This is a genomic window from Nitrosovibrio sp. Nv17 (assembly GCF_900119085.1).
Classification (GTDB): Bacteria; Pseudomonadota; Gammaproteobacteria; order Burkholderiales; family Nitrosomonadaceae; genus Nitrosospira.
This window is the reverse complement of sequence record NZ_FPIQ01000002.1, coordinates 19,082-44,073: the sequence shown is the minus strand read 5'-3', so window position 1 is coordinate 44,073 and position 24,992 is coordinate 19,082. Positions and strand designations below refer to the sequence as shown.

Below are 24,992 nucleotides of genomic sequence, written 5' to 3'. Positions count from 1 at the left end.
TGGCGCGGCAGCCGTTGATACTGACCCTATACGTCCGGGAGCATTGCCATCTGTGCGAGGACATGCTGGCTGCGCTGGAGGCATGGCAGGCGGAACGGGCCTTGCTCCTGGAAACCAGAGTGGTGGACATCGACGCCGACCCCATCCTGGCCGCCCGCTATGGCGAACGCGTACCGGTGCTGGCGGCGATGGAGCAGGAAATCTGCCACTATCGCCTCGATCCAGCAGCAGTGGATGCCTATTTTGCCGAAATTCGCTAAAATGGGCGCTTTCTGAAAAAAGCCTCCGGTAATCGGTGCAAGGTAGAAAAAACTGAGCCACGGGTTGCAAAGGGCACGGCAGTGCCCTTTTTAGTTCCCTGCTCCACCCACCTCGCATCCGTTTCCCTGGCCCCATGGATCGAAACCCGGTCTCCTGATCCGGCATGATGCGCCACATTCGCAACTTCTCCATTATCGCCCATATCGACCATGGCAAGTCCACGCTCGCGGACCGCATCATCCATCTGTGCGGCGGCCTGTCGGAACGCGAAATGGAGGCACAGGTGCTGGACTCCATGGATCTGGAACGCGAGCGCGGCATCACCATCAAGGCGCAGACTGCCGCCCTGGAATACACCGCCCGCGATGGCGAGATCTACCTGCTCAACCTGATCGACACGCCGGGGCACGTGGACTTCTCCTACGAGGTCTCGCGCTCCCTCGCCGCATGCGAGGGCGCCCTGCTGGTGGTGGACGCCTCCCAGGGGGTGGAGGCGCAGACCGTGGCCAACTGCTACACCGCGATCGAGCAGGGCGTGGAGGTGGTGCCGGTGCTGAACAAGATCGACCTCCCCGCCGCGGAGCCGGAGCGCGTCATCAAGGAGATAGAGGACATCATCGGCATCGAGGCCGGGGCGGCGCTGCATGCCAGCGCCAAGACCGGCATCGGCGTGGAGGATGTCCTGGACGCCGTCATCGCGCGCATCCCTCCGCCCCGCGGGGACCCGGATGCACCGTTGAAGGCGCTGATCATCGATTCCTGGTTCGACAACTACGTCGGCGTCGTGATGCTGGTGCGAGTGTTCGACGGCCTGCTCACCCCGCGCGACAAGATCCTGCTCATGGCCAGCGGCACGATGCACCTGTGCGAGGAAGTCGGCATCTTCACGCCGAAGTCGAAGTCGCGCCCATGCCTGGGTGCGGGCGAGGTCGGCTACGTCATCGCCGGCATCAAGGAACTGAAGTCCGCCCGGGTGGGCGACACCGTGACGCTGGCGCGCAGTCCCGCCGCCGAACCGCTACAGGGCTTCAAGGAGATCAAGCCACAGGTGTTCGCCGGGCTCTACCCCGTGGAATCCAACCAATACGACGCCCTGCGGGACGCGCTGGAAAAGCTCCGGCTCAATGACTCCTCCCTGCACTACGAGCCGGAGACGTCGCAGGCGCTGGGATTCGGCTTCCGCTGCGGCTTCCTCGGCCTGCTGCACCTCGACATCGTGCAGGAGCGGCTGGAGCGGGAGTACGACATGGATCTCATCACCACCGCCCCCACGGTGGTCTACCAGATCGTGTTGCGCGATGGCACCGTGACGGAAATCGACAACCCGTCGAGGATGCCGGATCCTTCCCGCATCGAGGAAATCCGGGAGCCGGTCATCACCGCCACCATCCTCGTGCCGCAGGAGTATGTGGGGGCGGTCATCACGCTGTGCATCAGCAAGCGCGGCATCCAGAAGAACATGCAGTATCTGGGCCGGCAGGTGATGCTGACCTACGAGATGCCGCTCAACGAGGTGGTCATGGATTTTTTCGACAGGCTCAAGTCCACCAGCCGCGGCTATGCCTCGCTGGACTACGAGTTCAGGGAGTTCCGTGCCTCCGACCTGGTGAAGCTGGACATCCTCATCAACGGCGAGAAGGTGGATGCCCTCTCGCTGATCGTGCACCGCGCCAGCAGCCAGTACCGGGGACGCGAACTGGCGCAGCGGATGCGCGAGCTGATCCCGCGCCAGATGTTCGACATTGCGGTGCAGGCAGCCATCGGCGCCCATATCATCGCCCGGGAGAGCATCAAGGCGCTGCGCAAGAATGTGCTCGCCAAGTGCTATGGCGGCGACATTACCCGCAAGCGCAAGCTGCTGGAGAAGCAGAAAGCGGGAAAGAAGCGCATGAAGCAGGTCGGAAACGTCGAAATCCCGCAGGAGGCCTTTCTCGCCATCCTTCAGGTCGGCGACAAATAGCGGCTGCCTGCCGCCTGAATGATTCACACCGCGACAAGGAACAGGAATGAATTTTCCACTCATCATGCTGGTGCTGTTGATCATCACCGGCGGTATCGCGCTGCTCGATCGCCTCGTGCTGAAGCGGCGCCGCATGCCGGAGAGCCCGGAGCCCTGGTGGGTGGAATATCCCAAGAGCTTCTTCCCGGTCATCCTGATCGTCTTTCTGCTGCGCTCGTTCCTGGTGGAGCCCTTCAAGATCCCCTCCGGCTCCATGATCCCGACGTTGCTGGTGGGGGACTTCATCCTCGTCAACAAATATACTTACGGCATCCGGCTTCCGGTCGCCAATGTCAAGATCATACCGATGAACGAACCCCGGCGCGGCGAGGTGATGGTGTTCCGCTATCCCGAGAATCCCTCGATGGACTACATCAAGCGCATCATCGGCGTCCCCGGGGACATCGTCACCTACCATGACAAGCAACTGAGCATCAATGACGTACCGCTCAGGATGGAGCCGGACGGCGAGTACACATACATCGAGTCGGGCCTGAACTACGTCTACAGCAGACGCTTCCGGGAATCGCTGGACGCTCACGGCTACAACGTCCTGACCAACCCCGACGCGCCCGCCATGCACCTCGCCGGCGTGCGGCCCTTCCCGCACCGCGACCACTGCAGCTACAGCGATAGCGGATTCACCTGCAAGGTGCCGGAGGGCAATTACTTCACGATGGGCGACAATCGCGACAGCAGCAGCGACAGCCGCTACTGGGGATTCGTGCCGGAATCCAACATCGTCGGCAAGGCGTTCATGATCTGGTGGAACTTCAACGATCTGGGCCGTATCGGCCTGTCCATCAAGTAGCAGCGGAACCGGACCGACGGCGATATCCGCTGCCCGACCCATGGCCAATCTCCCGCTCTCCCGGAAAATCGGCTACACCTTCAATCAGCCGGGGCTGTTGCATCAGGCGCTGACCCATCGCAGCCACGGCCTGCCGCACAACGAGCGCCTCGAGTTCCTGGGGGACAGCGTGCTCAACTGCGCAGTCGCGATCCTCCTGTTCAGACAATTCCCGGAACTCACCGAAGGCAACCTGTCGCGCCTGCGGGCCAATCTCGTCAACCGCCAGGCGCTGGCCGGACTGGCCCAGGATCTCGAACTGGGAGGGCTGATCCGGCTGGGCGAGGGAGAAATCAGGAATGGGGGAAACCAGCGTCCCTCCATCCTCGCGGATACCCTGGAAGCGGTGCTGGGCGCCGTCTACCTGGATGGAGGATTCGCCGAGACCGAGAAGATCGTCGCCCGCCTGTTCACCCCACTGCTGCATGGGCCGGGTTTTCACACACTGGACAAGGATCCGAAGACACTGCTGCAGGAAATCCTGCAGGGCCGTCGGCTGGCCCTGCCGCACTATGCGGTCATTGCCACCACGGGCGGCGCCCACGAGCAGCAGTTCGAGGTGGAATGCATCATCCAGAAGCCGTCCATCCGGACCCTGGGGACAGGGAGATCGCGCCGCAGCGCCGAACAGGAGGCAGCCCGGCGCGCGTACGAGCAATTGCGCCTGTCCGGCTAGCCGGCCGCGGATGCACCGTCCTTACTCCAGGCCCGCCACGTGACGCTCCCGACGATGCCCGGCTCCGTCCCATATCGCAGCGGCTATGTCGCCATCGTTGGACGCCCCAATGTCGGCAAGTCGACGCTGCTCAACCGTCTGGTCGGCAGCAAGGTCAGCATCACCTCGAGAAAACCGCAGACGACCCGCCACCGCATCCATGGCATCCTTACCGATGCGCACGCCCAGTTCGTCTTCGTCGACACGCCAGGGCTGCAGGCGCAGCATGTGAATCGCCTGCACCGTATGATGAACCGCACTGCACTGCAGAGCATACGCGACGTGGACGTGATCCTGCTGGTGGTCGAGGCGCTGCACTGCGATGCACGCGACCGGCGTGTCCTCGAACACCTTGCCGCATCGGAAGGGCCGCGCCGGCCGGTCATCCTCGCCGTCAACAAGGTGGACCGCCTGGCCGACAAGACACGACTGCTGCCCTTCCTCGAAAACATGGCGACGATGCATGCATTCACCGCCATCGTGCCGGTAAGCGCGCAGAAGGGGGTGCAGCTGACGCACCTGATCGAGGCGGTGCGATCCTGTCTGCCAGAAAATCCGCCGCTGTTCGAGGAAGATGAAATCACCGATCGCAGCGAGCGCTTCGTCGCAGCCGAGCTGATCCGGGAAAAGCTGTTTCGCCTGCTGGGCGAGGAAATCCCCTACTCCACCGGCGTGCTCATCGACCGGTTCACGGTGGAAGGAGAACTGCGCAACATCCACGCCTCCATCATCGTCGACCGGCCCGGGCAGAAGGCCATCATCGTCGGCAGGGGCGGCGAAAAGCTCAAGCAGGTCGCCATGCAGGCACGCCAGGACATGGAACGCAGCTTCGGTGGCAAGGTGTACCTTCAGACATGGGTCAAGGTGAAAAGTGGCTGGAGCGACGATACCGCCATCCTGAGAAGCCTGGGCCATGAATGATCCGCGCCTCTCCGGCCACGCGGCCAGGACCGGGCAGGAGGCGCGCGAAGCCGCTACCCGCGTGCAGGCACAGGAAGCCGAGCCCGCCTACGTACTGCACGCCTATCCCTACCGGGAGACCAGCCTGGTGGTCGAAGCCTTCACTCGCGACTGCGGGAGGATTCCACTGCTGGCGAAAGGTGCCCGGCGCCCCGGTTCCGCCCTCAGGGGGCTGCTGCGCGGCTTCCAGCCGCTGCTGCTGACCTGGGGTGGCAAATCCGAGCTGCACACGCTGTACAAGGCCGAATGGCAGGGTGGCCAGCCGCCCCTGCAGGGCAGCGGGCTGATCTGTGGCTTCTATCTCAACGAGCTCCTGGTGCGGCTGCTGCACCGCCATGATCCGCACGAGCAGCTGTTCATGTACTATGGAGAAGCGCTGGCGGAACTGGGAGCCGGTAGCGACCCTGCACCCATCCTCCGTTCCTTCGAGCAGCGCATGCTGCGGGAACTGGGCTATGCCCTGACGCTCGACCGCGACATCGCATCCGGCGGGCCCACCCGGCCCGATGCCGAATATCGCTACGAAATCGAGCGCGGACCGGTGGCATGGGATGATCTACCCCTCGCGGGTCCTAAGGTGAGCGGCAAGACCCTGCTGGACATGGAGCGAGGAAACTACACCGATACCGCCACCCGGCAGCAAAGCCGGGTGCTCATGCGCTACATACTCAACCATTACCTCGGAGACCGGCCACTGCACACGCGCCAGCTGCTGGTGGATCTGCACCAGCTGTGCTGAGGACGGATGCCCGCCCCAAGCCGCACGCGGCTCGACGCTTCCTGCTATCCTTCGTTCCCGCCGGGAATCGTTCCTTTGCTTGATCGGCGCCCCTCCAGCATCTGAAAAAGCTTCATCCCCGCCAACATCGCCGCCACGAACACCAGCCCCTTGGCGCTCCCACTTCCCACCAGTACCAGGGCCGGGCCGGGGCAGATGCCTGCCATGCCCCAGCCCACGCCGAACGCGAGGCTGCCCAGCACCAGGCGCCGGTCGATCGCCCGTGAAACGGGCAGGTCGAACTCGGCTCCCAGCCAGCTGCGGCCGCGCCCACGCGCCACGGCGAAGGCGGCGGAGCCCACTGCGATCGCACCCGCCATCACCCATGCCAGGGACGGATCCCATGCACCGCCGAGGTCGAGAAAGGCGAGCACCTTGCCCGGATCCGCCATGCCGGCGAGAATCAGCCCCAAGCCGAAGACCAGTCCGGATGCACCCGCCGCGATGAAGCTCCCCCGCATCCTAACCCCCGTGGAGGACGTGCCGCACGAGATAGACGGTGAGGAAACCCGTTCCCATGAAGACCAGGGTGGCGGCGATGGAGCGCGGCGACAGGCGGGACAGCCCGCACACCCCGTGTCCGCTGGTGCAGCCGGACGCATAGCGGGTGCCGAGGCCGACGACCAGCCCGGCCGCCGCCATGACGGCGTAGCCGCCGTCGATGCGCACCGGCGGCAGTTCGGAGAACAGCTGCCACGCCAGCGGGGCGGCAGCCAGACCCGTGAGGAAGGCGACGCGCCAGCCCATGTCGTATCTGCGCAGCGCAAACAATCCTCCGATGATGCCGGAGATGCCCGCGATGCGCCCGTTGACGAGCAGCAACAGCGCCACCGCAGCGCCGATGGCCGCGCCCCCCGCCAGCGAGGTCCATGGCGTAAACTGAGTCCAGTCGATCGACATTCCTCCTCCTGCCAATGTGTGCGCGCACGCAGGTTGGTATAGTAGTATACCAAGTTTCCATTTCAATCCGTCGCGCTTCCATCCATACTCGCCATGAGCCGAACCCATTCCACCATCCTGCTGGGTGTCAACATCGACCACGTCGCCACCCTGCGCCAGGCGCGGGGCACCTTCTATCCCAGCCCCGTGGAAGCAGCCATGGTCGCCGAGGCGGCCGGCGCGGATGCCATCACGCTGCACCTGCGCGAGGACCGGCGCCATATCCAGGAAGACGACGTGGAGACGCTGCGCGGCATGCTCGCTACCCGCATGAACCTGGAAAGCGCGGTAACCGCCGAGATGCTCGCCTTCGCGCTGCGCATCCGGCCCCAGGATATCTGTCTGGTGCCGGAACGGCGGGAAGAACTGACCACCGAGGGGGGCCTCGACGTGGTGCGCCACTTCTCGCAGGTAAGCGACGCCTGCAGCAGGCTGGCGGAGGCCGGTATCCGGGTTTCGCTGTTCATCGACGCCGACCTGGCGCAGATCGAGGCGGCGGCACGAGCCGGAGCGCCAGTGGTCGAGATCCACACCGGCCACTATGCCGACGCCGCCACCCCGGAAACGCAGCGGCATGAACTGGAGCGTATCCGCACCGCGACTGTGCAAGGGATCGACCAGGGGCTGAAGGTCAACGCCGGGCATGGCCTCCACTATGAAAACGTTCAGCCGATCGCGGCGATACCCGGCATCTCCGAGCTCAACATCGGCCATGCGATCGTCGCGCGCGCGCTGTTCACCGGCCTGCGGCAGGCCGTAGCGGAAATGAAGACGCTGATGCGGGAAGCGCGTCCGTGATCTATGGAATCGGCACCGATCTGGTCGAGCCCGCGCGCATCGCCCGGTTGCTGGAAAGATACGGCGAGCGCTTCGCCAGACGGCTGCTGGCGGATGAGGAGTGGCCGGAGTACCTCCGCAGCAGTCAGCCCGCCATGTTCCTGGCCAAGCGCTTCGCCGCCAAGGAGGCCCTCTCCAAGGCCATGGGCACGGGCATGCGCGCGCCGGTCAGCCTGAATCATATTGGCATCGTCCACGATTCCCTGGGCAAACCTGGCTTCACCTTTCACCCCGTGCTGGACTCACTGGTGCAAAGCGAGGGCATCACCCGCCACCATCTGTCCATCAGCGACGAACTGAACCTGGCGTGCGCCTTCGTCATCCTGGAAGCGGAAGCCTGAGGAAAACCTGATGTCTCTCGGCCCCGTCATGCTGGATATCGAAGGGGTGCGGCTGACCGCAAACGACAGGAAACGGCTGCTGCACCCGCTGGTGGGCGGAACCATCCTGTTCGCCCGCAACTATGCGTCGCCGGAGCAGTTGATGCAGTTGACGGCGGACATCCATGATCTGCGCACGCCTCCGCTCCTGATCGCCGTGGATCACGAAGGCGGGCGGGTGCAGCGCTTCCGCGACGGCTTCACGCGACTGCCGCCCATGCGCGCGCTGGGCATGGCCTGGGACACGCACCACGGCAGGGCGAAACGCCTGGCAAAGCAGACCGGCTACGTACTGGCGGCGGAACTGCGCGCCGCCGGCGTGGACTTCAGCTTCACTCCGGTGCTGGATGTCGATCACGGGCAAAGCTGCGTCATCGAGGATCGCGCATTTCACCGCACCCCCCAGGGTATCGTCGAACTGGCCCAGGGCCTGATGGCGGGACTCAGGCTGGGCGGCATGGCGGCGGTCGGCAAGCACTTCCCCGGGCATGGCTACATACGGGCGGACTCCCACGTCGAGATGCCGGTGGACGAGCGCAGCTATGCGGATATCCGGCAGGACGACCTGATTCCGTTCTCCCGGATGATTCACCTGGGATTGACGGGCATCATGCCGGCGCACGTCCTCTACCCGCACGTGGATGCCCAGCCCGCAGGCTTCTCCAGGGTCTGGCTGAAAGACATCCTGCGCGGCGAACTGGGCTTCGAGGGCTGCATCTTCAGCGACGACCTGGACATGGCGGGCGCCGGTGTGGCGGGCGGCATCCTGCAGCGCGCGCAGCATGCGCTGCAGGCCGGTTGCGACATGATCCTGGTATGCAACAACCCTGAGGCTGCGGATACGCTGCTCGCGGAACTGCAGTGGGACATGCCCGCGCTGAGCGTCGTACGCCTTGCCCGCATGCGTGGACGGCACCATCCCGACTCGTTTGCGACGCTGCGCGCCCGTCCCGCCTACGTCGATGCAGTGGAAAGCGTAGCCGGCATCGGTTCCGGCAGAGACGAGCTCCCCCTGGCATAGGCGGAACGGACAACGCGGTTGAAAATCCGGCGACCATACCCATATAGGATGACAGATGCCGGACCGTGCAACGGATCGGCATGACGTCCATTCAACCTGACGGAGGCAATATGGCCATTACTCGCTATGAACCCTGGAGCCTGCTGAACCAGCTGCACAGAGAACTGGATCGCGTGCGCGAAAGCGTGAGCGGAGAAGGATCGACCGCCACTGCGGAATGGGCGCCCGCGGTCGACATCAAGGAAGAACCCGATAGATTCATCCTGCTGGCGGACCTGCCCGGCGTCAAGCCCGAAGAGATCGACGTCACCATGGAAGAAGGCATACTGACGATCAAGGGCGAGAAAAGGACCGAGGCAAAAACGGAGAAGGAGGGCTACAAGCGCGTGGAGCGCACCTATGGCTCGTTCTACCGGCGCTTCAGCCTGCCCGATACGGCCGATGCCGGCGGGATATCCGCGAAGGTCGACCACGGTGTCCTGGAGATTTCCATCCCCAAGCGCGAAGCCGTGCAACCCAAGAAGATCAGCGTGACCTCGACGCAATAACGGCTCGCAGCGGCTTGAATGTCCCTTCCCTCCCCGCTCCGGCGGGGTTTTTCATTCCGGCGTGGCGATGGCACCAGGCCTGCACGTCCTCCAGCCAAATTTCGGCTCCGGTCACGAGCGACCCAGACGCTCCTGCAGGAATTCAATGAAGCGCTGTGTCTTTGCAGGCAGCAACCGGGTCTCGGTGACGGCGTAAACGGATATCGGATCTCCCCGCCACCGGGGCAGTATGCGACACAGCCGCCCGCCGGCGAGGTCGTCGGCAACCATGCCTTCCGCCAGCATGATGATCCCCATGTCAAGTACCGCCAGGCGGCGAACCATGCCGATACTATTGAGCGTGAACCGGTCGCCAATGGAAATCCTGGCGGTGCGCGTCCCGTCGTGCAGTACCCAGGTGCCGGCCTGCACGATGCCCAGGCGTTCATGGCGCTCGAGATCCGCAGGATCGATGGGCTCCCCCGCACGTGCGAGGTACCCCGGCGAAGCGTAAAGATATCTGGGAAGCACGGCCAGAGGGCGCGCGATCAATTGTGAATTCTCCGGCTCCCCTATGCGGATCGCCACATCGAACGGCTCGCTCACCAGATCGACCCGCCGTGACGCCAGATCGAAATCGAACGTGATGCCAGGATAAAGACTTGCAAATTCCGCGATCAGGGGCGCCATGTAGGTCACCGCAAAATCCACAGGCAGCGAGGCTCGCAGCACGCCGCTGGGCTGTGCGAGCATTTCTCCGAGCTGCTCGTGTGCAAGCCTTGCTTCATCGACGATGCGCTTGCAGCGCTCGTAATAAATCTGGCCTGCCTCGGTCACCTCGATCTTGCGCGTGGTGCGATGCAGGAGACGCAGCCCGATCATCTTTTCGAGCAGACCGATCCGCCGCGACAGGGTCGAATTCGGCATTCCAAGGATGTCGGCGGCGCCGCGAAAGCTCCTGGCCTTGACGACTTCCACGAACAGGGCCATGTCATTCAGAAATTCCATACCAATTGCTCCATTGATGGATCAATGTTATCCAATAAACAGTCTTTATTCTATATAAAAAGCAGTGGATGATTCCACCCTGGAAATTGCAAGGAAATCATCATGAAGAAAGAGAGGGGCTGGAACAGCGAACAGTCGCTGTCGCTATAAAGATGGCAGAAGTCAGAACGCCATGTCCCACGATACGGTTAGCCGATCCAATTCATCGTCATTTACCCGGCCACGAAGGAAAATTTCAATATCCTGTCAATGACAGCAGGAAAAGAAGCATAAACCTCAAGTTGTGCAGTCTTGCGCTGGCCCTGCTGGAACCGCTTATGGGAGACGCGATTGCCAAGGAAGGTGGCGATCAGTATCCGAACGGGGCGGAAAACTGGCTTGCGGGTGCGGCGCCACCGCCGGGAACCCATTTCCTCAGCTATTCCGGGCACTACAGTGCCTCCCTGCACGACGGCAATGGCGACAAGGTGCCGGGTGCATCGGTCAGTGCCTGGTTCAACGCATTTCGCCTTGTTCACATCTCCGAGATGCGCGTAATGGGGGGTAACTACGGGGTACACATGGTCGTGCCGATCGTGCATCAAAGGATGAGACTCGCAGACGCAGGCTCAATCACCGGTCTGGGAGATATAACCGTCAGCCCGGGCAGCCTGGCCTGGCATCTGGGAAATTGGCACTGGGTGGCGGCGCTGGATATCCGCATGCCTACCGGCCCGTATGAACCCGGGAATCCGCACAAGAGCATCGGCACCCGCTACTGGAGCATCGAACCAGTCTTCGCGGTGACTGGCTCAGTGAAAAGGGATGGGAGATCTCAAGCAAGCTCATGTATAACATCAAGAGCAGGAATAAGGAGTTTCGTCGCGCCACGGGTGGGCCGAAAATGGATTACGCGTCCGGGGATGAGTTCCACATCGACTTTCTCATCGGCAAGCGGTTTGGCTTATGGGGCGCTGGACTTTCGGGCTATTACCTGAAGCAAACGACCGACGACAGACTCGATGGGCAGACAATCTCGCCGACGCTCGGCCCGTGGTCTTCGGGACGCAGAGGCGAGGTACTCGCGATCGGGCCCAGTGCGATCTACAGCAGCCCGAGCGGAACGATATTCATTGCGCAGTGGCAGCATGAAATGTACGCCAAGAATCGCTTTCAAGGTCATGCGGCCTGGTTGAGGCTGATCACGCCCTTTTGATGATCGAGCCCCGATGGGTGGGGAATCCATTATCGCTATTGGAGATCCCATGGACTCGGGCATTCGGAAACCTCATGCCGATTGATCCATTTATGGAGCAATGTTATCCAAAAATGGGCTTTATTCCCTTTAAAAAGCCATGGATGATCCCACTCTTGAATTTTTCAGGAAACCATCTAAGAAAAAGCACGCACTGGAACAGCGAATAACGCCGATTTATTTATAACCGACAGATCGCTGCATCGTCCCGGCGAAGAATCAGTAGGGGCAGCGCGTACACGCTCGCGATCTGCTTTTTTCTTAGGCCAGCGTCCGGTCCATCGTTTTAATAACCATATTATTAATATGGTATTATATAACATGCTGTTCTTATTAAATTTTAAAAATTATCCCTTGAGCAATTATGGGGTTACACCACATAGGAGAGAATAACAATGATATTTCGTTCCCTGCTGGTCGCAATGCTCTGCTTGGGAATCGCTGCCCTGGCGGCATTTCCTGCGGCGTCCGGCGCGCAAGAGGCGGAGGATTTCAGCAGTTCGTTGCGCGCCCCTCGCCCGGAGAACCGTACCCGGCAGAAGGAGTCCTTCTCCAGCGGCGCATGCGTCGTGGAAACAGGCGCCTTTCCGGTGGGATTCAACGCCTATGTGGTGCCGGACGGAGACCATCCTTCCTATCCGCCGTTCTGCTCCCCGGTGCCGGCCGGCCCCCTCAACATCGTGATGGACCTGTTCGCTCCGGAAATACGCGAAGTCCCGCTCACGGTGCGGCTCATGAAAGTGGAAGGCGGCGACGAACGCGAGGTGTTGGTGGTTCCCGCGCAGGCGTACGGCTCCGGGAACATCGCTCTCGCGGTGGACCTCGAGCCCCTGGCGAAGTATAACCTCCTGATCATTGGGGACGATGAGGCGGGTCGCCCCGAGACGCTGGTGACCATTCCGCTTGAGGTCAGACGGGCGGGCGACTTCGTGCATAGCGGCAAGGGCACCGGCTGGGGTTTCCTGGTGATGGTGGTCGCCCTGGCGGGACTCGTCGGGGGCGCCATCCACAAATGGAACCCGAAGAAACCCGCCGCGTAGGATAGTGGCATCGCACCCCCTTCTGCCATCGTACGGCGGTCGTGGAGGCACTCGGAAGACCGGTAGCGGCCGGTGACCTAAATCCATTTCCCTAGCAGCGGCACCCCTCGCAAGGACCAAGACACCGATTCCAGCAGGTTTCTGGATTGCCGGGACAATCGGGAAAAATCCGGCTGGGCAAGTCCCGGCTTGCCCACTGAACCGCAACCCCGACATCACTTAGGGCCGGTCGAACACGAGGACCGCAAGGCCCGGTCTTCGAAAACCGTGGGGCGCTCTCCTCTAACATGCCACCCGGCACGCGCCCCTGCCATCGGGCGCGTCGAATGGCTTTACAGTAAAGCCCATCCATCCAGGGGTCTCCCCCTCCAAGCCGTTGTAATCCCACGAACCCATACATGGCATGAATATTGCTTGATGATGCATGGCTGCACATCGCATCGCAGCCGCAAGAGGGATGCATCCTGTAACCACAATAATTGGAGATGTTCATGAAATTCAGACAATTCAAACAACTATGTCAGGCAGCCCTGCTCACGGGTTCGCTGCTCGGTCTCGGCGTCACCGCCCAGGCCGCCCAGATTCGTACCGACATCATCATGATCGTGGATGAATCGGGATCCATGAGCAACGTCCAGGCCAACCTGCGCAACAATATCGGTCTGTTCGCCTCGATCCTTTCGGCCGGCGGCGTCGACGCCCGTTACGGCCTCGTCGGCTACGGCAACGGCGCAGCGGTACCGCGGTTGGTGACCGACCTCACCAACCCGGCCGGGTTCGCTGCCGCCGCAGCCGGGCTCGTCTCCAGCGGCAGCGCGGAGCCGGGCTACACCGCCTCGGCCTTCGCGCTGAATGCGCTGGATGGGCAAAGCTCGCTGTTCTCCTTCCGTCCCGACGCGGTGCTCAACATCATCATCTTCACCGACGAGCCCAGCAACGGCGATACCATCGGCCGAGGAGCGGTCGGCGGCAGCGCCGTCACCGCGTCCATTCTGGACGACCTGCTCAAGGACAACAACGCGCTGTACAACGCCGTGCTGGACGGCAGCAGCACGATCAATTCCTACAAGGCGCTGGCAGAGGGAAATCATGGCCAGGTATTCAATCTCCTGGGCCTGAACACCACCAACCAGACCGTGGTTGAGAATTTCGTCACCGCCTTCGCCACTGCCAAGCTGCAAGAGACGATCGACTTCTGCACGGCCAATCCGACCGCGCCCGGATGCCAGCCCAGCCAGGTGCCCGAGCCCGGTGTGCTCGCGCTGGTGGGCCTGGGCCTGCTCGGCTTCGGCTTCGCTCGCCGCAGACAAGCTCGATAGCATGGCGGGCCGCCGTGCCCGCACTTCCTCGCTGGCGTCCCTGCCTTGCCGGGGCGCCAGCGGGGGAAATGCATCCATGGACCTTTACCGTGGCGGATCGGAATCCCGCCCGGTTCGGTATCCGCATCGTTCACTCCGAAGACCCGCACACCCCTATCAAACCCATCCCCGTACAATACGGAGATTCGCCGTTTCATCATGGACTGGGCAGGCCTGGCGCGGGCAATACTGCGGAAGCCGTGGATATCCTTGATGTAATTTTGTCCGTGTACACGCTCATCGTCGTCTGGACTGATGCGGACGTGTTTATCGTATTCCCCATCGACAAGCCTGCATAACACGCCGGGCCGCTGCGCCCTTATCCCTCCTGCATCGCTGCCACGCCGAGAGGCGGGCTGAGGGAATTGCCCCGAGACCGGGAAAGCAGTCGTTACTGGATGTCCAGGATCATGGCGGGATGGAAAAGCTCGACTTCCTCGAGGAGGCGTCCCGGCTGTTGCGGCGAGTAACGACTGTAACTCGACATGGCGGCGGGTTCCACGTGACCCACGATGCGCTCGAGATCCGACAGGCGTATCCCCTGGCGCACCAGATAGACGATGTAGCTGTGGCGAATCGTCCAGGCCGTGACGGATTCCGGATCCGGCAGACCCGAATCCACCGCAGCGCATACCAACGCAGCGGAAAGATCGATCCGCAGATCCGGATCGCCCGGATTCCACGCGACGCGGCCTTCCGTCTGTTCCAGCAGTGATCTGAGCCCACCGCTCAGCGGCAGGATTCTTGGCGTGCGTCCAGCGATGGAAAGGGTTCCTGTCTCCAGGTCGATCCATTCCGGCTTCAGGGCGACGATCTCGTCCATGTCCAGCCCGCTGAGCAGCAGGCCGATCATCTGCCTCGCCCTCGGGTTGGCGGCCTTGAGCAGCGTTTTCAGGTGATGGCTGGAAAGCTCCCTGGCTTCCGCGGCAACGGCCAGGGCGGGAACCGCGCCATGGCCCAGCGGGGCGGGTTGCATGCGCGAACGATCGGGCAGGTCTCCACCTGCAAAGGCGTGATGCACTTCGAATACCGGAATCAGCGGTGACCGCCCTTCATTTTTCCGGGAAAGATATTCGAGGAGCCAGACACCCAGCAATCCCAGCAGCAGGGATCCTGCCAGCACGATCAAGGCGTCGCCACCGTAGTCCGGCCTGACAGGAGCCGTGGATTCATGCGCCCGGCTGATGACCGCCACCTGGGGATATTTTTCCTTCTGCCCCGTCCTGACCAGCGTGAGCCGCTCCTGGGTTTCGCGATGAAGCTTTTCCAGGCTCTCCAGGTCGGCGCTCAGCGCGTCGTGGCGGGCAAACTCCGTCGTGAACGAGGCAGTCCGGTGTTTATGGGCATCCAACTGCGCGCGCAATTCCCGCGTGGTCTGCCGTGCAGCGGAATAGGCGACCTCCGCATCCTCCAGCGCAGCATCCCGGCCTTCCCTGTGCCTGCCCGTGACCTCTTCCTCCAGCTTTCGGATCTGCTCGGGAATGAATTTGTACTCGGGATGCAGTTCGATGTATTCACGCGTGTATTTCCCCTCCAGATCCATCAGTTTCTGGCGCAAACCCTGCAGGCGTACCTCGAGCTCGAGCACGCTGCCCTTTTCCTCGTTCGGCACCACCGGCTTGCCGCGCAGGATGGCCGACTGGATCGCCTCGACGTTCGCCCGGGCCTTGATTTCCTCCTCATTTGCCCGGCTCAACGCATCGGTCAACGCCTTGAAGTGGGCCAGCGCCTCATTTTCCTCCCGCCCGGTGGAAGAAATGTCGTGCGCCGTCCTGAAGGACTGCAGCTCCTTCCGCGCGGCATCGATCCTTTCAGCCAGCCCCTGCAGTTCGTCTTCGAGGACGCGGCGCGTATCGCCTGCTACCTGCCGGACTTCTCGTTCACGCGTATCCAGATACGCATCGATCCACGTATTGACCAATACCGGCAGGAAGGCCGGATCCGATCCTTCCGCGCGGAGTTCCACGATATTCGTTTCGGGGACGGGATCGGCATGCAGCTGCACCTGCAGATCGGACGCGGCGAAATGAGATGGAAGCCGGCCCGCCTCCTTCAGCCGGGACAGCGTTGCCTCCATCAGGTCGCTTCCCAGCAGCACCTGCCGTTGGATGGCGACATGCTGGATGTCCGCGTCGCCGCTCTCCCGGTCGATGGCGGTCATCGCGGACGTCAGGAGCGTCGCACTGCTGCGGTAGATTGCGGGGCGGCTGTAGTCGTATGCCAGGCCGATGGCGGCACTGACCAGAAACAGGGTGCCGAAGACGCGAAACCGGCGTGTGTAGTATCCGGATTCTCCTCTCGCAGGCATGCCGGAAGACCGATGTTCCCCCGGAAGGATGCGCGGAGCAGCCCGGCGCTCCATCATCCACTCCGCCAACCGTCCGGACTGGCCGGCACCACCGGCGGCAGGAAGCGGAAAGAACCAGGGGTCGCATGTCCGATCATTTCTTCAACCATCAAGGCCTGCTCCTGATACCCGAGTTGTAGGCATTTGTCATCTCTGGCTCAGAGCTTTCGATTGCCGAGCGGACGACCGGCATCGATGGAACTGTCCTCCAATCCTACTGGCTCGAAAAACTCAACAGAATCAATCATGCAACCCGAGTGGATCGCCATGATCGAATGCTACGCCAAAAAGTTTGCTGTGTGACGCAAAAAAATACCCCGATGTGCCATTAATCACAAGATGCCTCGCAATATCACCGAAAAAACAGGAAAATCCGGCGACAGATTCATCTGCCTGCAATGATATGGATCTACTGTACCGACATGCATGCCGCCCATGATCATTCGTCCGGGAATCTCGGGAAATCGTCCTTTCGGACCCATTTCCATCCCGGCCGTCCGAGCAGGTCGATAGAGGAATCCGGGGTATGAAGGCCTCCGTGCATCAATCGACCCCCCACACCACACTCGCCCCGCTGGATCGCAGATCGGCCGCCTTCCGGCAGAAAATGCTGGACCACGGTCGATTGCGGGAATACCCGAACAGATCGGATATCGTAAAAACGCCAGGACAGGCGAAGGATATCCCCTTGTGTTTCAAGGATGATCTTCCCGGTGCAGCGGCAGCTTGCCGGAAAAATACCGCCTGAACCAGCCTTGCTCGAGAGCGAAGGCAACCCCGTCTTCGCCGTTGGTCAGCGTAACCCAGTCGGCCGCCGCCTTGATCGCCTCCGGAGCGTGGCCCATCGCCACACCCCATCCCGCACGCCGCAGCATCTCCATGTCGTTTTCCGCGTCCCCGATGGCCATCATTTCCCCGATCTCGAGATCCTGCAGGCGTCCGATGCACGCCAGACCATCCGCCTTGTCCGTTCCCCGCGGCATCACTTCGAGCATGTAGTCATGACTGAACACGGCGGAACACATCGGCAGGATCTCGGCGCGCAGGGCACGAAGGCGTAGCATGTCCGCAGCATTCCCGCTCATGATCTGCAGCTTGTGCGGCGCGATGCCCACCCCCTTCAGGCCGGGCACGATCACAGGCTTCTGCTGCAGGATCGCCGCCTCCTGACGGTACATTTCACCTGCGCCGGGCGTGTACCAGCCATCGAGCGTGGACCAGGCGACGCTCAGACCGTCGCCCAGCGCCTGCTGCGCCAGTGATTCCGCATAGCCCAGGTCGAGCTGTTTCTGGAACAGGATCTCGATCCGCCCACCTGATTCGGCACGCGCCACGACACCCCCGGAAAATGCCACGACATGACCATCGATCCCGAGTTGCGCCAGCAGTCCGCACAGAGAGCCAGGATGGCGACCCGATGCAAGGATGATGCGGATGCCGTGCCGCCAGGCATGGCGGATCGCCTTCCCCACGGCGGGTGAAATGCAGTGCGCAGGATTCAGCAGCGTCCCGTCGACATCGATCGCCACCGCCTTCAGCCCGGATATCCCCGGCGGGACGTCATCGCGACGCCATGCTCGTCTATGCTGCGCCGCCATCTGCAACCCCCGGTACGTGGGAACGGTCGATGCATGCCAGCAATCGCATACCCCCCACCTCTATTTCATATCTTGACATATACCCCATAGCGGTATAGTATAAAGCCGCAACTCCGGAGCATGCGATGCTGGCGGCATCTCTTCGGAATGCCCGGCTGCGAGGCGCGGAAAACTCCTGCCGCCAGGCAGGATCGACTGCTGGAATGGCGAGCATTATGGCACACACGGACATTCGATCGGCACACCTCAGGGTCAGGGGCATGCGTTGTGCGGGATGCGAGGAAACCATCGAGCATGCCGTGGGCCAGCTGCCCGGCGTCAGGAAGGTCAGCGCCGATCACGCCAGGCAGACCGTCGACATCGAATTCGACGATGCGCCCATCCGGGACGCGGCCATTCGCCGCGCCATCGAGGGTGCGGGCTACGAACCCGACAGCCCTTCCGTCCTCCCGTCCGCCCATGGCGCACGCCCCACGTTGATCTTCCTGTCGTTCCTGCTGGCCATCGGAGGCGTCACCGTCTGGGGGAGAAGCATGGTACCGGATCTGGTGGGAGAAATGAGCCCCAATCTGGGATACGCCATGCTGGTCTCCATCGGCTTTCTCACCGGCTTCCACTGCATCGGCATGTGCGGCGGTTTCGTGGCGGGTTACGCCTCGGCGGTCGAACCCCGCACTGCCGCCTCCATTGCCACCGCCCACCTGATGTATGCCGCCGGCAAGACGGCATCCTATACGCTCATCGGCGGCAGCCTGGGCATGCTGGGGTCCCTCCTGGCGTTCACTCCCGCGATGCGGGGCACGGTGACGCTCGCAGCCAGCCTGTTCGTCATCGTCTACGGCCTGAAGATGCTGAACGTATTCGCAGGATTGCGCCGCTTCACGCTGCGCCTGCCCCGCTTTGTCACTGGAAACGTGTCGAACAGGCTGCGCCAGCCGCGCCGCCCCCTGACCATCGGGCTGCTGAACGGCCTCATGCTGGGCTGCGGCCCGCTGCAGGCGATGTACGTCATGGCCGCCGGGACCGGCAGCGCGCAAGAGGGCGCAACGATGCTGTGCCTGTTCGGTCTGGGCACGCTCGTGCCGCTGCTGGGCTTCGGCCTGGTCGCAAGCACCGTTTCCCGCAGTACCATCGATCTTCTGGTGCGGGCCTCCGCCGTCATGGTGATCGCCATGGGCCTGATGATGGCCGACCGGGGACTCAGGCTGACCGGCTCGGGATACGACGCCGCTTCGCTGCTGTCCCGCTTGCCCCATGCGGCGCCTGCACAGGCCCTTCCGGAAGGGGAAGCTGTCCATCGCGTGGGATGGGACGCTTTCCCGCATGCCGGGCTGCCCGCCCTGCATCGATCATGAACGCCCGCGCTCTGAAACGGCTCGAACTGCCCATCGAAGGCATGACCTGCACGGCCTGTGCGACGCGCATCGAAAAAAACCTGAACGGGCTGCCAGGCGTACGCGCGGTGGTCAACTTCGCCAGCGAGACGGCACGCATCGAATTCGACGAGACCGCGATTCCACCGGAAGCACTGGTCCATTCAGTGGAAAGGGCCGGGTTTCGCGTCGCCCCGCGGTCGGTGCAACTGCAGATCGATGGCATGACGTGCGCCGCCTGCAGCGGACGCATCGAAAAAGCGCTCAACCGGCTGCCCGGCGTCACCGCCCGCGTCAACCTAGCCACGGAGACCGCGCACGTCAGCCTGCCGCCCGGCACCATCGGCATGGATGCCCTGATCGCGGCGATCACGGATGCGGGCTATGGCGCCCGCGAACTCGGCGAGGCCGGGCGGGCCGAGGAAAAGGCGCGCAAACTCGCCGCGTACCATGCGGAATTCCGTGTTTTCTGGATCTCCGCCGTGCTGACACTGCCGCTGCTCCTGCAGATGGGCCCCATGTTCTGGGGCGATCACACCGAATTGCTGCCACGCTGGCTGCAGCTCGCACTGGCCACACCGGTGCAGTTCTGGGTGGGCAGGCGCTTCTACGTCGCCGCCTGGCACGCCCTGCGCGGAGGTGGCGCCAACATGGACGTGCTGGTCGCCCTGGGCACCAGCATGGCTTACTTCTTCAGCGCGGCGGTGACCCTGCTGTCACTGGAGCAGCACGTCTACTTCGAGGCCAGCGCCGCCATCATCACGCTGGTGCTCCTGGGCAAGCTGATGGAAGCCCGCGCCAAGAGCAGAACCTCGGCGGCGATCGAAGCGCTCATCCGGCTGCAGCCCGCGACTGCGCGCGTGGAGCGCGAGGGATCCATCGTCGAGATCGACACGCACGCGCTCGGAGTCGATGAAATCTTCATCGTGCGCCCGGGCGAGAGCCTGCCGGTGGACGGCGTGGTCATCGAAGGCGTTTCCAGCGTGGACGAGTCGATGCTGACCGGCGAGAGCCTGCCCGTAGCCAAGCAGACCGGTGCCCGCGTGTACGCGGCCACCCTGAACCAGCACGGCCTGCTCAGATGCCGCGCCACCGGGGTGGGGGCGCACACTCAGCTGGCGGGAATCGTGCGCCTGGTGGAGGAGGCGCAGGGCTCCAAGGCGCCCATCCAGCGGCTGGCGGACGTCATCTCCGGCGTCTTCGTGCCGGTCGTGGTGGCCATCAGCGCCGTGACGCTGCTGCTCACCTGGTGGCTGGGTGGCAGCCTCGCCCCAGCCCTCGTCAACGCCGTGGCGGTGCTCGTCATCGCCTGTCCCTGTGCGCTCGGACTGGCCACGCCGACCGCCGTCATGGTCGGGATGGGCCGCGGCGCGCAGGCAGGTGTGCTGGTGAAGAACGCCACCGCGCTGGAGCAAGCGGAAAAGATCCAGACCCTGGTGGTGGACAAGACCGGCACCCTGACCGAAGGCAGGCCCGCGGTGACCGACATCGTCCCCGCCGCGGCCATCGCGGAACACACGCTGCTGCGGATCGCGGCAAGCCTGGAACAGGGCTCGGAGCATCCCCTCGCCCGGGCGGTGATGCAGCGGGCCGCAGCCCTCGGCATCCGGCCCGGAGCGGCACAGGACTTCAGCGCCATCCCCGGCGGCGGCGTCACCGCCCGGGTCGATGGCGTCACCTACCTTCTCGGCTCGCCCAGGCTGCTGCGCGAACACGGCGTGGCGATCGACGGGAAGACTGTCGGCGCGCTCCAGGCCGAAGGCAAGACCGTCATCGGACTGGCCGCGGTGGCGGATACCGGTGCGGGTGCCGGAACCGGTGCACTGGGCTATCTCGCCATCGCCGACCGGCTGCGGGACACCTCGGCGCGGGCAGTGGCCCGTTTGCGGTCGATGGGCATCGACGTCCTCATGCTCACCGGCGACAATGCCGCCACCGCCGCCGCCATCGCGAAGCTGGCCGGCATTTCCAGATACCGCGCCGAGGTACTGCCCGGGGACAAGGCTGCCGAAGTCGCAAGGTTGAAGGCCGCCGGCCGTTTCACGGGCATGGTGGGCGACGGCGTCAACGACGCGCCGGCGCTGGCCGCCGCAGACATCGGCTTTGCCGTCGGCGCGGGCTCCGCGGTGGCGATCGAGGCAGCGGACGTCACTCTCATGCGCGACGACCTGATGAGCGTAGCGGATGCCATCTCGCTCTCGCGCGCAACCCTGAGAAAAATCCGCCAGAATCTCTTCTTCGCCTTCATCTACAACGTGCTGGGCATTCCACTCGCGGCCATGGGAATGCTGAACCCCGTCGTCGCCGGCGCAGCGATGGCGATGAGCTCGGTTTCGGTAGTCGGAAACTCGCTGCTGCTGAAGCGATGGTGGCCCGGCAGCCACACGGCAACACCCGTTCAACCACACTGAAAGGAGTCATGACATGCAAACGGAAACCCTCAAGATCCACGGCATGACCTGCATGGGCTGCGTCAACAGCGTCAGGAACGTACTGGAAAGGATACCGGGCGTGAGCAGCGCGGAAGTCTCCCTCGAACTGAAACAGGTGACCATCCGCTACGACGGGGCGGCCACCGGCTCGGAGCAGTTCCGGAGCGCCATCGAGGGAGCGGGCTTTGAAGTCGCCGGCTAGGGGATCCCTTGCGCCGAAGGAGCCGTGCCATGCCCCCCAGACGGTGGTGCAGCCGGGCAAGGAGGCCTTGATCAGGCGGCTCAACCGCATCGAGGGTCAGGTGCGCGGCGTCAATAAAATGATCGCGGAGGACCGCTACTGCGTCGATATCCTGAATCAGGTCTCGGCGCTGCAGTCTGCACTGGATGCGGTGGCCATGCTGCTGCTCGAGAACCACACCCACGGGTGCATGCAGGGCGCCATCAAGTCCGGCCGCGGCGACGAGGCCATCGATGAACTGATGGCAGTGGTGCGGAAGTTCGCGCGCTAGCGCGGCCACCCCTGCCCTGTCCATCCGGAGACACGGCGTGAGCATGACGCAATGGCTGCGCTCGATCGCCCTCTGGCTGCTGGCTCCCGTCGCCGTCGCGGCTGCCTCGGCCGACGTCCAGCCGGCCGGCGCGCCCGACACGATGGCGGAACGGGTGAAAGCCTGCATCGTCTGCCACACCACCGCTGACAAGGCCGGGCGCGACGCCTACTACCCTCGCATTGCCGGCAAGCCGGAAGGCTATCTCTTCAACCAGCTGCGCAACTTCCGGGACGGCCGGCGTCACTACCGGCCCATGAAGCTGCTGCTGGAGAACCTGCCCGACGCCTACCTGAGGGAAATGGCACGCCACTTCTCCGCGCTCGAACTGGCCTTCCCGCCGCCTGAACCGCTCGCCATCCCGCCCGAGGAAGCCGATCTGGCGCGTACGCTCATCCTGCGCGGCGACCCCGCACGCGACATTCCGGCCTGCACCGCCTGCCACGGCGCAGATCTGATGGGCACCGCGCCCTTCATCCCCGGCCTGCTGGGCCTGCCGCGCGTGTACCTGCTGGCCCAGTTCGGCAACTGGCGCAACGGCGGACTGATGCGAGGACAGGCGCACGACTGCATGTCCGAGATCGCCGGGCGGCTGGCCCCCCGCGAGACGGACGCGCTGGCGGCATGGCTCGCGGCCCGGCCGGGCACCACGGCGCGCCCGGCAGATGCTGCCGCGGCGCTCCCGGCGGAGCTCGCGAGGCGCTGTGGCAGCATCGTGCTGCAGTCGGCGGGGCCGCAATGAAGGCCATCGTGCTGGCTGCGGCGCTGGCCGCACTCCTGGGCATCGGTCTGCTGCGCCCGCCGCCCGGCTCGGGCCCGGACGATGCCGCCGCGCCAGTGGCGGACGCCGCTGCGCAGCGACGGCACGGTGCCTATCTCGCCCGCGCCGGAAACTGCATGGGCTGCCACACTGCCCACGGCGGCGAGCCCTACGCCGGCGGCCACGTTCTGGAAACCTCGATCGGCACCTTCATCACGCCCAATATCACGCCCGACCCGGACACCGGCATCGGGGAATGGAGTGCGGAGGACTTCTGGCAGGCGCTGCATCATGGCCAGGGTCGCGACGGCCGCCCGCTTTATCCCGCTTTCCCGTATCCGGACTATACTCGGGTCACGCGCCCCGATGCCGACGCGCTGTTCGCCTATCTGCAGTCGCTTGCGCCGGTTGCGCAGCGCAATCCTCCCGGCCGGATCCGATTCCCATTCAATTTCCGCCCGCTGCTGCATGTCTGGCGTGCCCTGTACTTCGAACCGGGCACCTACGTTCCCGATGCCTCCAGGGACGAAGAATGGAATCGCGGCGCCTATCTGGTGCAGGGGCTGGGGCATTGCAACGCCTGCCACACCACGCGCAATCCACTGGGGATCAGCCAGGGCGATGTGCTCGGCGGCGGGCGGCTCATGGAATCGAACTGGTATGCGCCTTCCCTGACCTCGCTGCAGGAAGGAGGAATGTCGGACTGGGCGATCGAGGACATCGCCCGCCTGCTCACCACGGGGATGGCCCCGCGGGCTGCCGCGACGGGGCCGATGGCCGCAGTCGTCAGCCAGAGCCTCCAGCACCTGCGGCCGGAAGACGCGCGCGCGATGGCGGTCTATCTCCGGTCGCTGCCGGAAACCGCCCCCTACTCGCGGGGGCCGGCCCCCGGGCTCACCGGCGACGTGGACCGGCTATTGCGGCAGGGAGAAGACATCTATGAGGCGCACTGCCGGGAGTGCCACGGCGCCGCCGGCCAGGGAATGCTCAACGCCTATCCCGCATTGGCCGGCAACCGCGGCGTCACCCTGGCCTCGCCGACCAACGCCATCCGCAGCGTGCTCTTCGGCGGCTACGGGCCGGTCACCGAACGCCAGCCGCGTCCCTACGGCATGCCGCCATTCGCTCAGCATCTGCGCGACGAGGAGATCGCCCGAGTGCTGTCCTATATCCGCAATGCATGGGGAAACCGCGGCAGCCTGGTCACCGCCGCCCAGGTCGACCGCAGCCGGAAGGGCATCCATTAGGAATTGCCCAGTCCCTGCCGGCCGGAGCAGACGGCCAAGACCGGCAGCAGGGATGATGCGGCATATCGCCGCAGCATGGAATTAATGACGCCGCTCCCTGTCCAATTCCATGTCGGATCGTGCCTAGCAGCGGGCCATTCCTTCTCGATCCGGAGATGTGATATGCTGCCTGCCACGACAAAACCATGATATGTCTTTATATACCCAGTATAGGTATAATAAGATACCCATACCATGTATCATTAAAAGCATCGACCGGCAATAAAATCTCATATAACCGAGGAGACAGCACATGAATGCACTACGATTTGCCATGTTCCTGATGGGTATCGGACTTACCGCAGCATCCCCCTTCAGCGCTGCGCACAACGACGAATACTTCGATTCCATCCAGGCGCCCCATGGGGGCCAGATGCGGATGGCGGGACCCTATCACCTCGAGCTGGTCGTGAAGGACAAGGAAATCGTGGTATACGTGACGGATCATGCGGAAACCGCCATCAGCACGGCGGGAGGCTCAGGCAAGGTGAACGTCCTGAACGATCACAGCAAGCACAAGGTCGCGGTGCGGCTGGCGGAGAGCGGCGAAAACACCCTGAAAGGAACAGGAGATTTCTCCGTGACGCCCGAGACGGTCGTCAGCGTGTTCATCGAACTGCCGGGGCAGGAAGTCCAGTCGGCCAGCTTTACTCCTCTCAAGCCCAAGAGCGCGGCAGGAACGGCGCCCCGGGGAGGAGGACACGATCACTCTGACCACTCCCATCATCATTGAGCATG

24 protein-coding genes and 1 pseudogene are annotated in these 24,992 nt (G+C 63.5%); 20 read left to right on the top strand and 5 right to left on the bottom strand.

The window, feature by feature from the left end:
• Positions 1–14 precede the first annotated feature (14 nt).
• From BT108_RS01915 to recO, 6 genes are all read left to right on the top strand, one after another.
• Positions 15–260 (top strand): glutaredoxin family protein, encoded by a 246-nt coding sequence (locus tag BT108_RS01915; RefSeq protein WP_072292991.1) that lies wholly within the window; start codon positions 15–17, stop codon positions 258–260.
• 164 nt (positions 261–424) lie between these two features.
• Positions 425–2,221 (top strand): translation elongation factor 4, encoded by a 1,797-nt coding sequence (lepA, locus tag BT108_RS01910; protein ID WP_177257228.1) that lies wholly within the window; start codon positions 425–427, stop codon positions 2,219–2,221.
• Between the two features lie 46 nt (positions 2,222–2,267).
• Entirely contained in the window at positions 2,268–3,071 is an 804-nt protein-coding gene (gene lepB, locus BT108_RS01905) for a signal peptidase I (RefSeq protein WP_072292868.1), read from the top strand.
• A 40-nt stretch (positions 3,072–3,111) separates the two neighbouring features.
• Positions 3,112–3,786: a ribonuclease III gene (rnc, locus tag BT108_RS01900; RefSeq protein WP_072292867.1), complete on the top strand. Its 675-nt coding sequence runs from the start codon at positions 3,112–3,114 to the stop codon at positions 3,784–3,786.
• Positions 3,787–3,840: 54 nt separating this feature from the next.
• Positions 3,841–4,746 carry a GTPase Era gene (era, locus tag BT108_RS01895; protein ID WP_072292866.1) on the top strand — a complete coding sequence of 302 codons (906 nt, stop codon included), beginning with the start codon at positions 3,841–3,843 and terminating at the stop codon, positions 4,744–4,746.
• Positions 4,739–5,524 (top strand): DNA repair protein RecO, encoded by a 786-nt coding sequence (gene recO, locus BT108_RS01890; protein ID WP_072292865.1) that lies wholly within the window; start codon positions 4,739–4,741, stop codon positions 5,522–5,524. The genes era and recO overlap by 8 nt, the downstream gene beginning before the upstream one ends.
• Positions 5,525–5,568: 44 nt before the next feature.
• On the opposite strand, the gene BT108_RS01885 is transcribed toward recO, so the two are convergent.
• Both BT108_RS01885 and BT108_RS01880 read right to left on the bottom strand, forming a co-directional pair.
• Positions 5,569–6,024: a DUF6691 family protein gene (locus tag BT108_RS01885; protein WP_072292864.1), complete on the bottom strand. Its 456-nt coding sequence runs from the start codon at positions 6,022–6,024 to the stop codon at positions 5,569–5,571.
• 1 nt (position 6,025) lies between these two features.
• A complete protein-coding gene (locus tag BT108_RS01880; protein ID WP_072292863.1) occupies positions 6,026–6,463 on the bottom strand; it encodes a YeeE/YedE family protein in 438 nt (145 codons plus the stop codon).
• 93 nt (positions 6,464–6,556) lie between these two features.
• On the opposite strand from BT108_RS01880, the gene pdxJ reads away from it, so the two are divergent.
• From pdxJ to BT108_RS01860, 4 genes are all read left to right on the top strand, one after another.
• Positions 6,557–7,300 (top strand): pyridoxine 5'-phosphate synthase, encoded by a 744-nt coding sequence (gene pdxJ, locus BT108_RS01875; RefSeq protein WP_072292862.1) that lies wholly within the window; start codon positions 6,557–6,559, stop codon positions 7,298–7,300.
• Positions 7,297–7,680, top strand: a complete 384-nt coding sequence (gene acpS, locus BT108_RS01870; protein WP_072292861.1) for a holo-ACP synthase — start codon at positions 7,297–7,299, stop codon at positions 7,678–7,680. Before pdxJ ends, acpS begins: the two co-directional genes overlap by 4 nt.
• Before the next feature lie 10 nt (positions 7,681–7,690).
• Positions 7,691–8,740, top strand: a complete 1,050-nt coding sequence (nagZ, locus tag BT108_RS01865) for a beta-N-acetylhexosaminidase (RefSeq protein WP_072292860.1) — start codon at positions 7,691–7,693, stop codon at positions 8,738–8,740.
• A 110-nt stretch (positions 8,741–8,850) separates the two neighbouring features.
• Complete coding sequence (locus BT108_RS01860; protein ID WP_072292859.1) at positions 8,851–9,288, top strand: Hsp20/alpha crystallin family protein; 438 nt, start codon at positions 8,851–8,853, stop codon at positions 9,286–9,288.
• Positions 9,289–9,399: 111 nt separating this feature from the next.
• Here the strand turns inward: BT108_RS01860 and BT108_RS01855 are convergent, their stop codons facing one another.
• Positions 9,400–10,275 (bottom strand): LysR family transcriptional regulator, encoded by an 876-nt coding sequence (locus tag BT108_RS01855; protein ID WP_072292858.1) that lies wholly within the window; start codon positions 10,273–10,275, stop codon positions 9,400–9,402.
• A gap of 68 nt (positions 10,276–10,343) precedes the next feature.
• Between BT108_RS01855 and BT108_RS01850 the strand changes: the two are divergent.
• The 3 genes and pseudogenes from BT108_RS01850 to BT108_RS13425 all read left to right on the top strand — a co-directional run bounded on the left by BT108_RS01850 (position 10,344) and on the right by BT108_RS13425 (position 13,868).
• Positions 10,344–11,470, top strand: a pseudogene (locus tag BT108_RS01850) (transporter).
• Positions 11,471–11,904: 434 nt separating this feature from the next.
• Positions 11,905–12,549 (top strand): hypothetical protein, encoded by a 645-nt coding sequence (locus tag BT108_RS01845; RefSeq protein ID WP_072292857.1) that lies wholly within the window; start codon positions 11,905–11,907, stop codon positions 12,547–12,549.
• Positions 12,550–13,040: 491 nt separating this feature from the next.
• Positions 13,041–13,868, top strand: a complete 828-nt coding sequence (locus BT108_RS13425) for a vWA domain-containing protein (protein WP_177257227.1) — start codon at positions 13,041–13,043, stop codon at positions 13,866–13,868.
• 430 nt (positions 13,869–14,298) lie between these two features.
• On the opposite strand, the gene BT108_RS01830 is transcribed toward BT108_RS13425, so the two are convergent.
• Both BT108_RS01830 and BT108_RS01825 read right to left on the bottom strand, forming a co-directional pair.
• Positions 14,299–16,215, bottom strand: coding sequence for an integrase (locus tag BT108_RS01830; RefSeq protein WP_143142347.1), 1,917 nt, complete (start codon positions 16,213–16,215; stop codon positions 14,299–14,301).
• 734 nt (positions 16,216–16,949) lie between these two features.
• Positions 16,950–17,852, bottom strand: a complete 903-nt coding sequence (locus tag BT108_RS01825) for a Cof-type HAD-IIB family hydrolase (protein ID WP_072292853.1) — start codon at positions 17,850–17,852, stop codon at positions 16,950–16,952.
• A 215-nt stretch (positions 17,853–18,067) separates the two neighbouring features.
• Here BT108_RS01825 and BT108_RS01820 point away from each other — a divergent pair, with 215 nt between their 5' ends.
• The 7 genes from BT108_RS01820 to BT108_RS01790 all read left to right on the top strand — a co-directional run bounded on the left by BT108_RS01820 (position 18,068) and on the right by BT108_RS01790 (position 24,987).
• Positions 18,068–19,207, top strand: coding sequence for an urease accessory protein UreH domain-containing protein (locus tag BT108_RS01820; protein WP_218184796.1), 1,140 nt, complete (start codon positions 18,068–18,070; stop codon positions 19,205–19,207).
• Positions 19,204–21,636: a heavy metal translocating P-type ATPase gene (locus BT108_RS01815; RefSeq protein ID WP_072292989.1), complete on the top strand. Its 2,433-nt coding sequence runs from the start codon at positions 19,204–19,206 to the stop codon at positions 21,634–21,636. Before BT108_RS01820 ends, BT108_RS01815 begins: the two co-directional genes overlap by 4 nt.
• Before the next feature lie 13 nt (positions 21,637–21,649).
• Positions 21,650–21,859 carry a heavy-metal-associated domain-containing protein gene (locus tag BT108_RS01810; RefSeq protein ID WP_072292852.1) on the top strand — a complete coding sequence of 70 codons (210 nt, stop codon included), beginning with the start codon at positions 21,650–21,652 and terminating at the stop codon, positions 21,857–21,859.
• Positions 21,843–22,169 carry a metal-sensitive transcriptional regulator gene (locus BT108_RS01805; protein WP_369816909.1) on the top strand — a complete coding sequence of 109 codons (327 nt, stop codon included), beginning with the start codon at positions 21,843–21,845 and terminating at the stop codon, positions 22,167–22,169. Before BT108_RS01810 ends, BT108_RS01805 begins: the two co-directional genes overlap by 17 nt.
• A gap of 43 nt (positions 22,170–22,212) precedes the next feature.
• Positions 22,213–22,950: a c-type cytochrome gene (locus BT108_RS01800; protein WP_072292850.1), complete on the top strand. Its 738-nt coding sequence runs from the start codon at positions 22,213–22,215 to the stop codon at positions 22,948–22,950.
• The gene (locus BT108_RS01795) at positions 22,947–24,215 is read left to right on the top strand and encodes a c-type cytochrome (RefSeq protein WP_072292849.1); all 1,269 of its coding nucleotides are present in this window, start codon (positions 22,947–22,949) and stop codon (positions 24,213–24,215) included. The genes BT108_RS01800 and BT108_RS01795 overlap by 4 nt, the downstream gene beginning before the upstream one ends.
• Before the next feature lie 292 nt (positions 24,216–24,507).
• Entirely contained in the window at positions 24,508–24,987 is a 480-nt protein-coding gene (locus BT108_RS01790; protein WP_072292848.1) for a hypothetical protein, read from the top strand.
• The last annotated feature ends 5 nt before the right edge of the window (positions 24,988–24,992 follow it).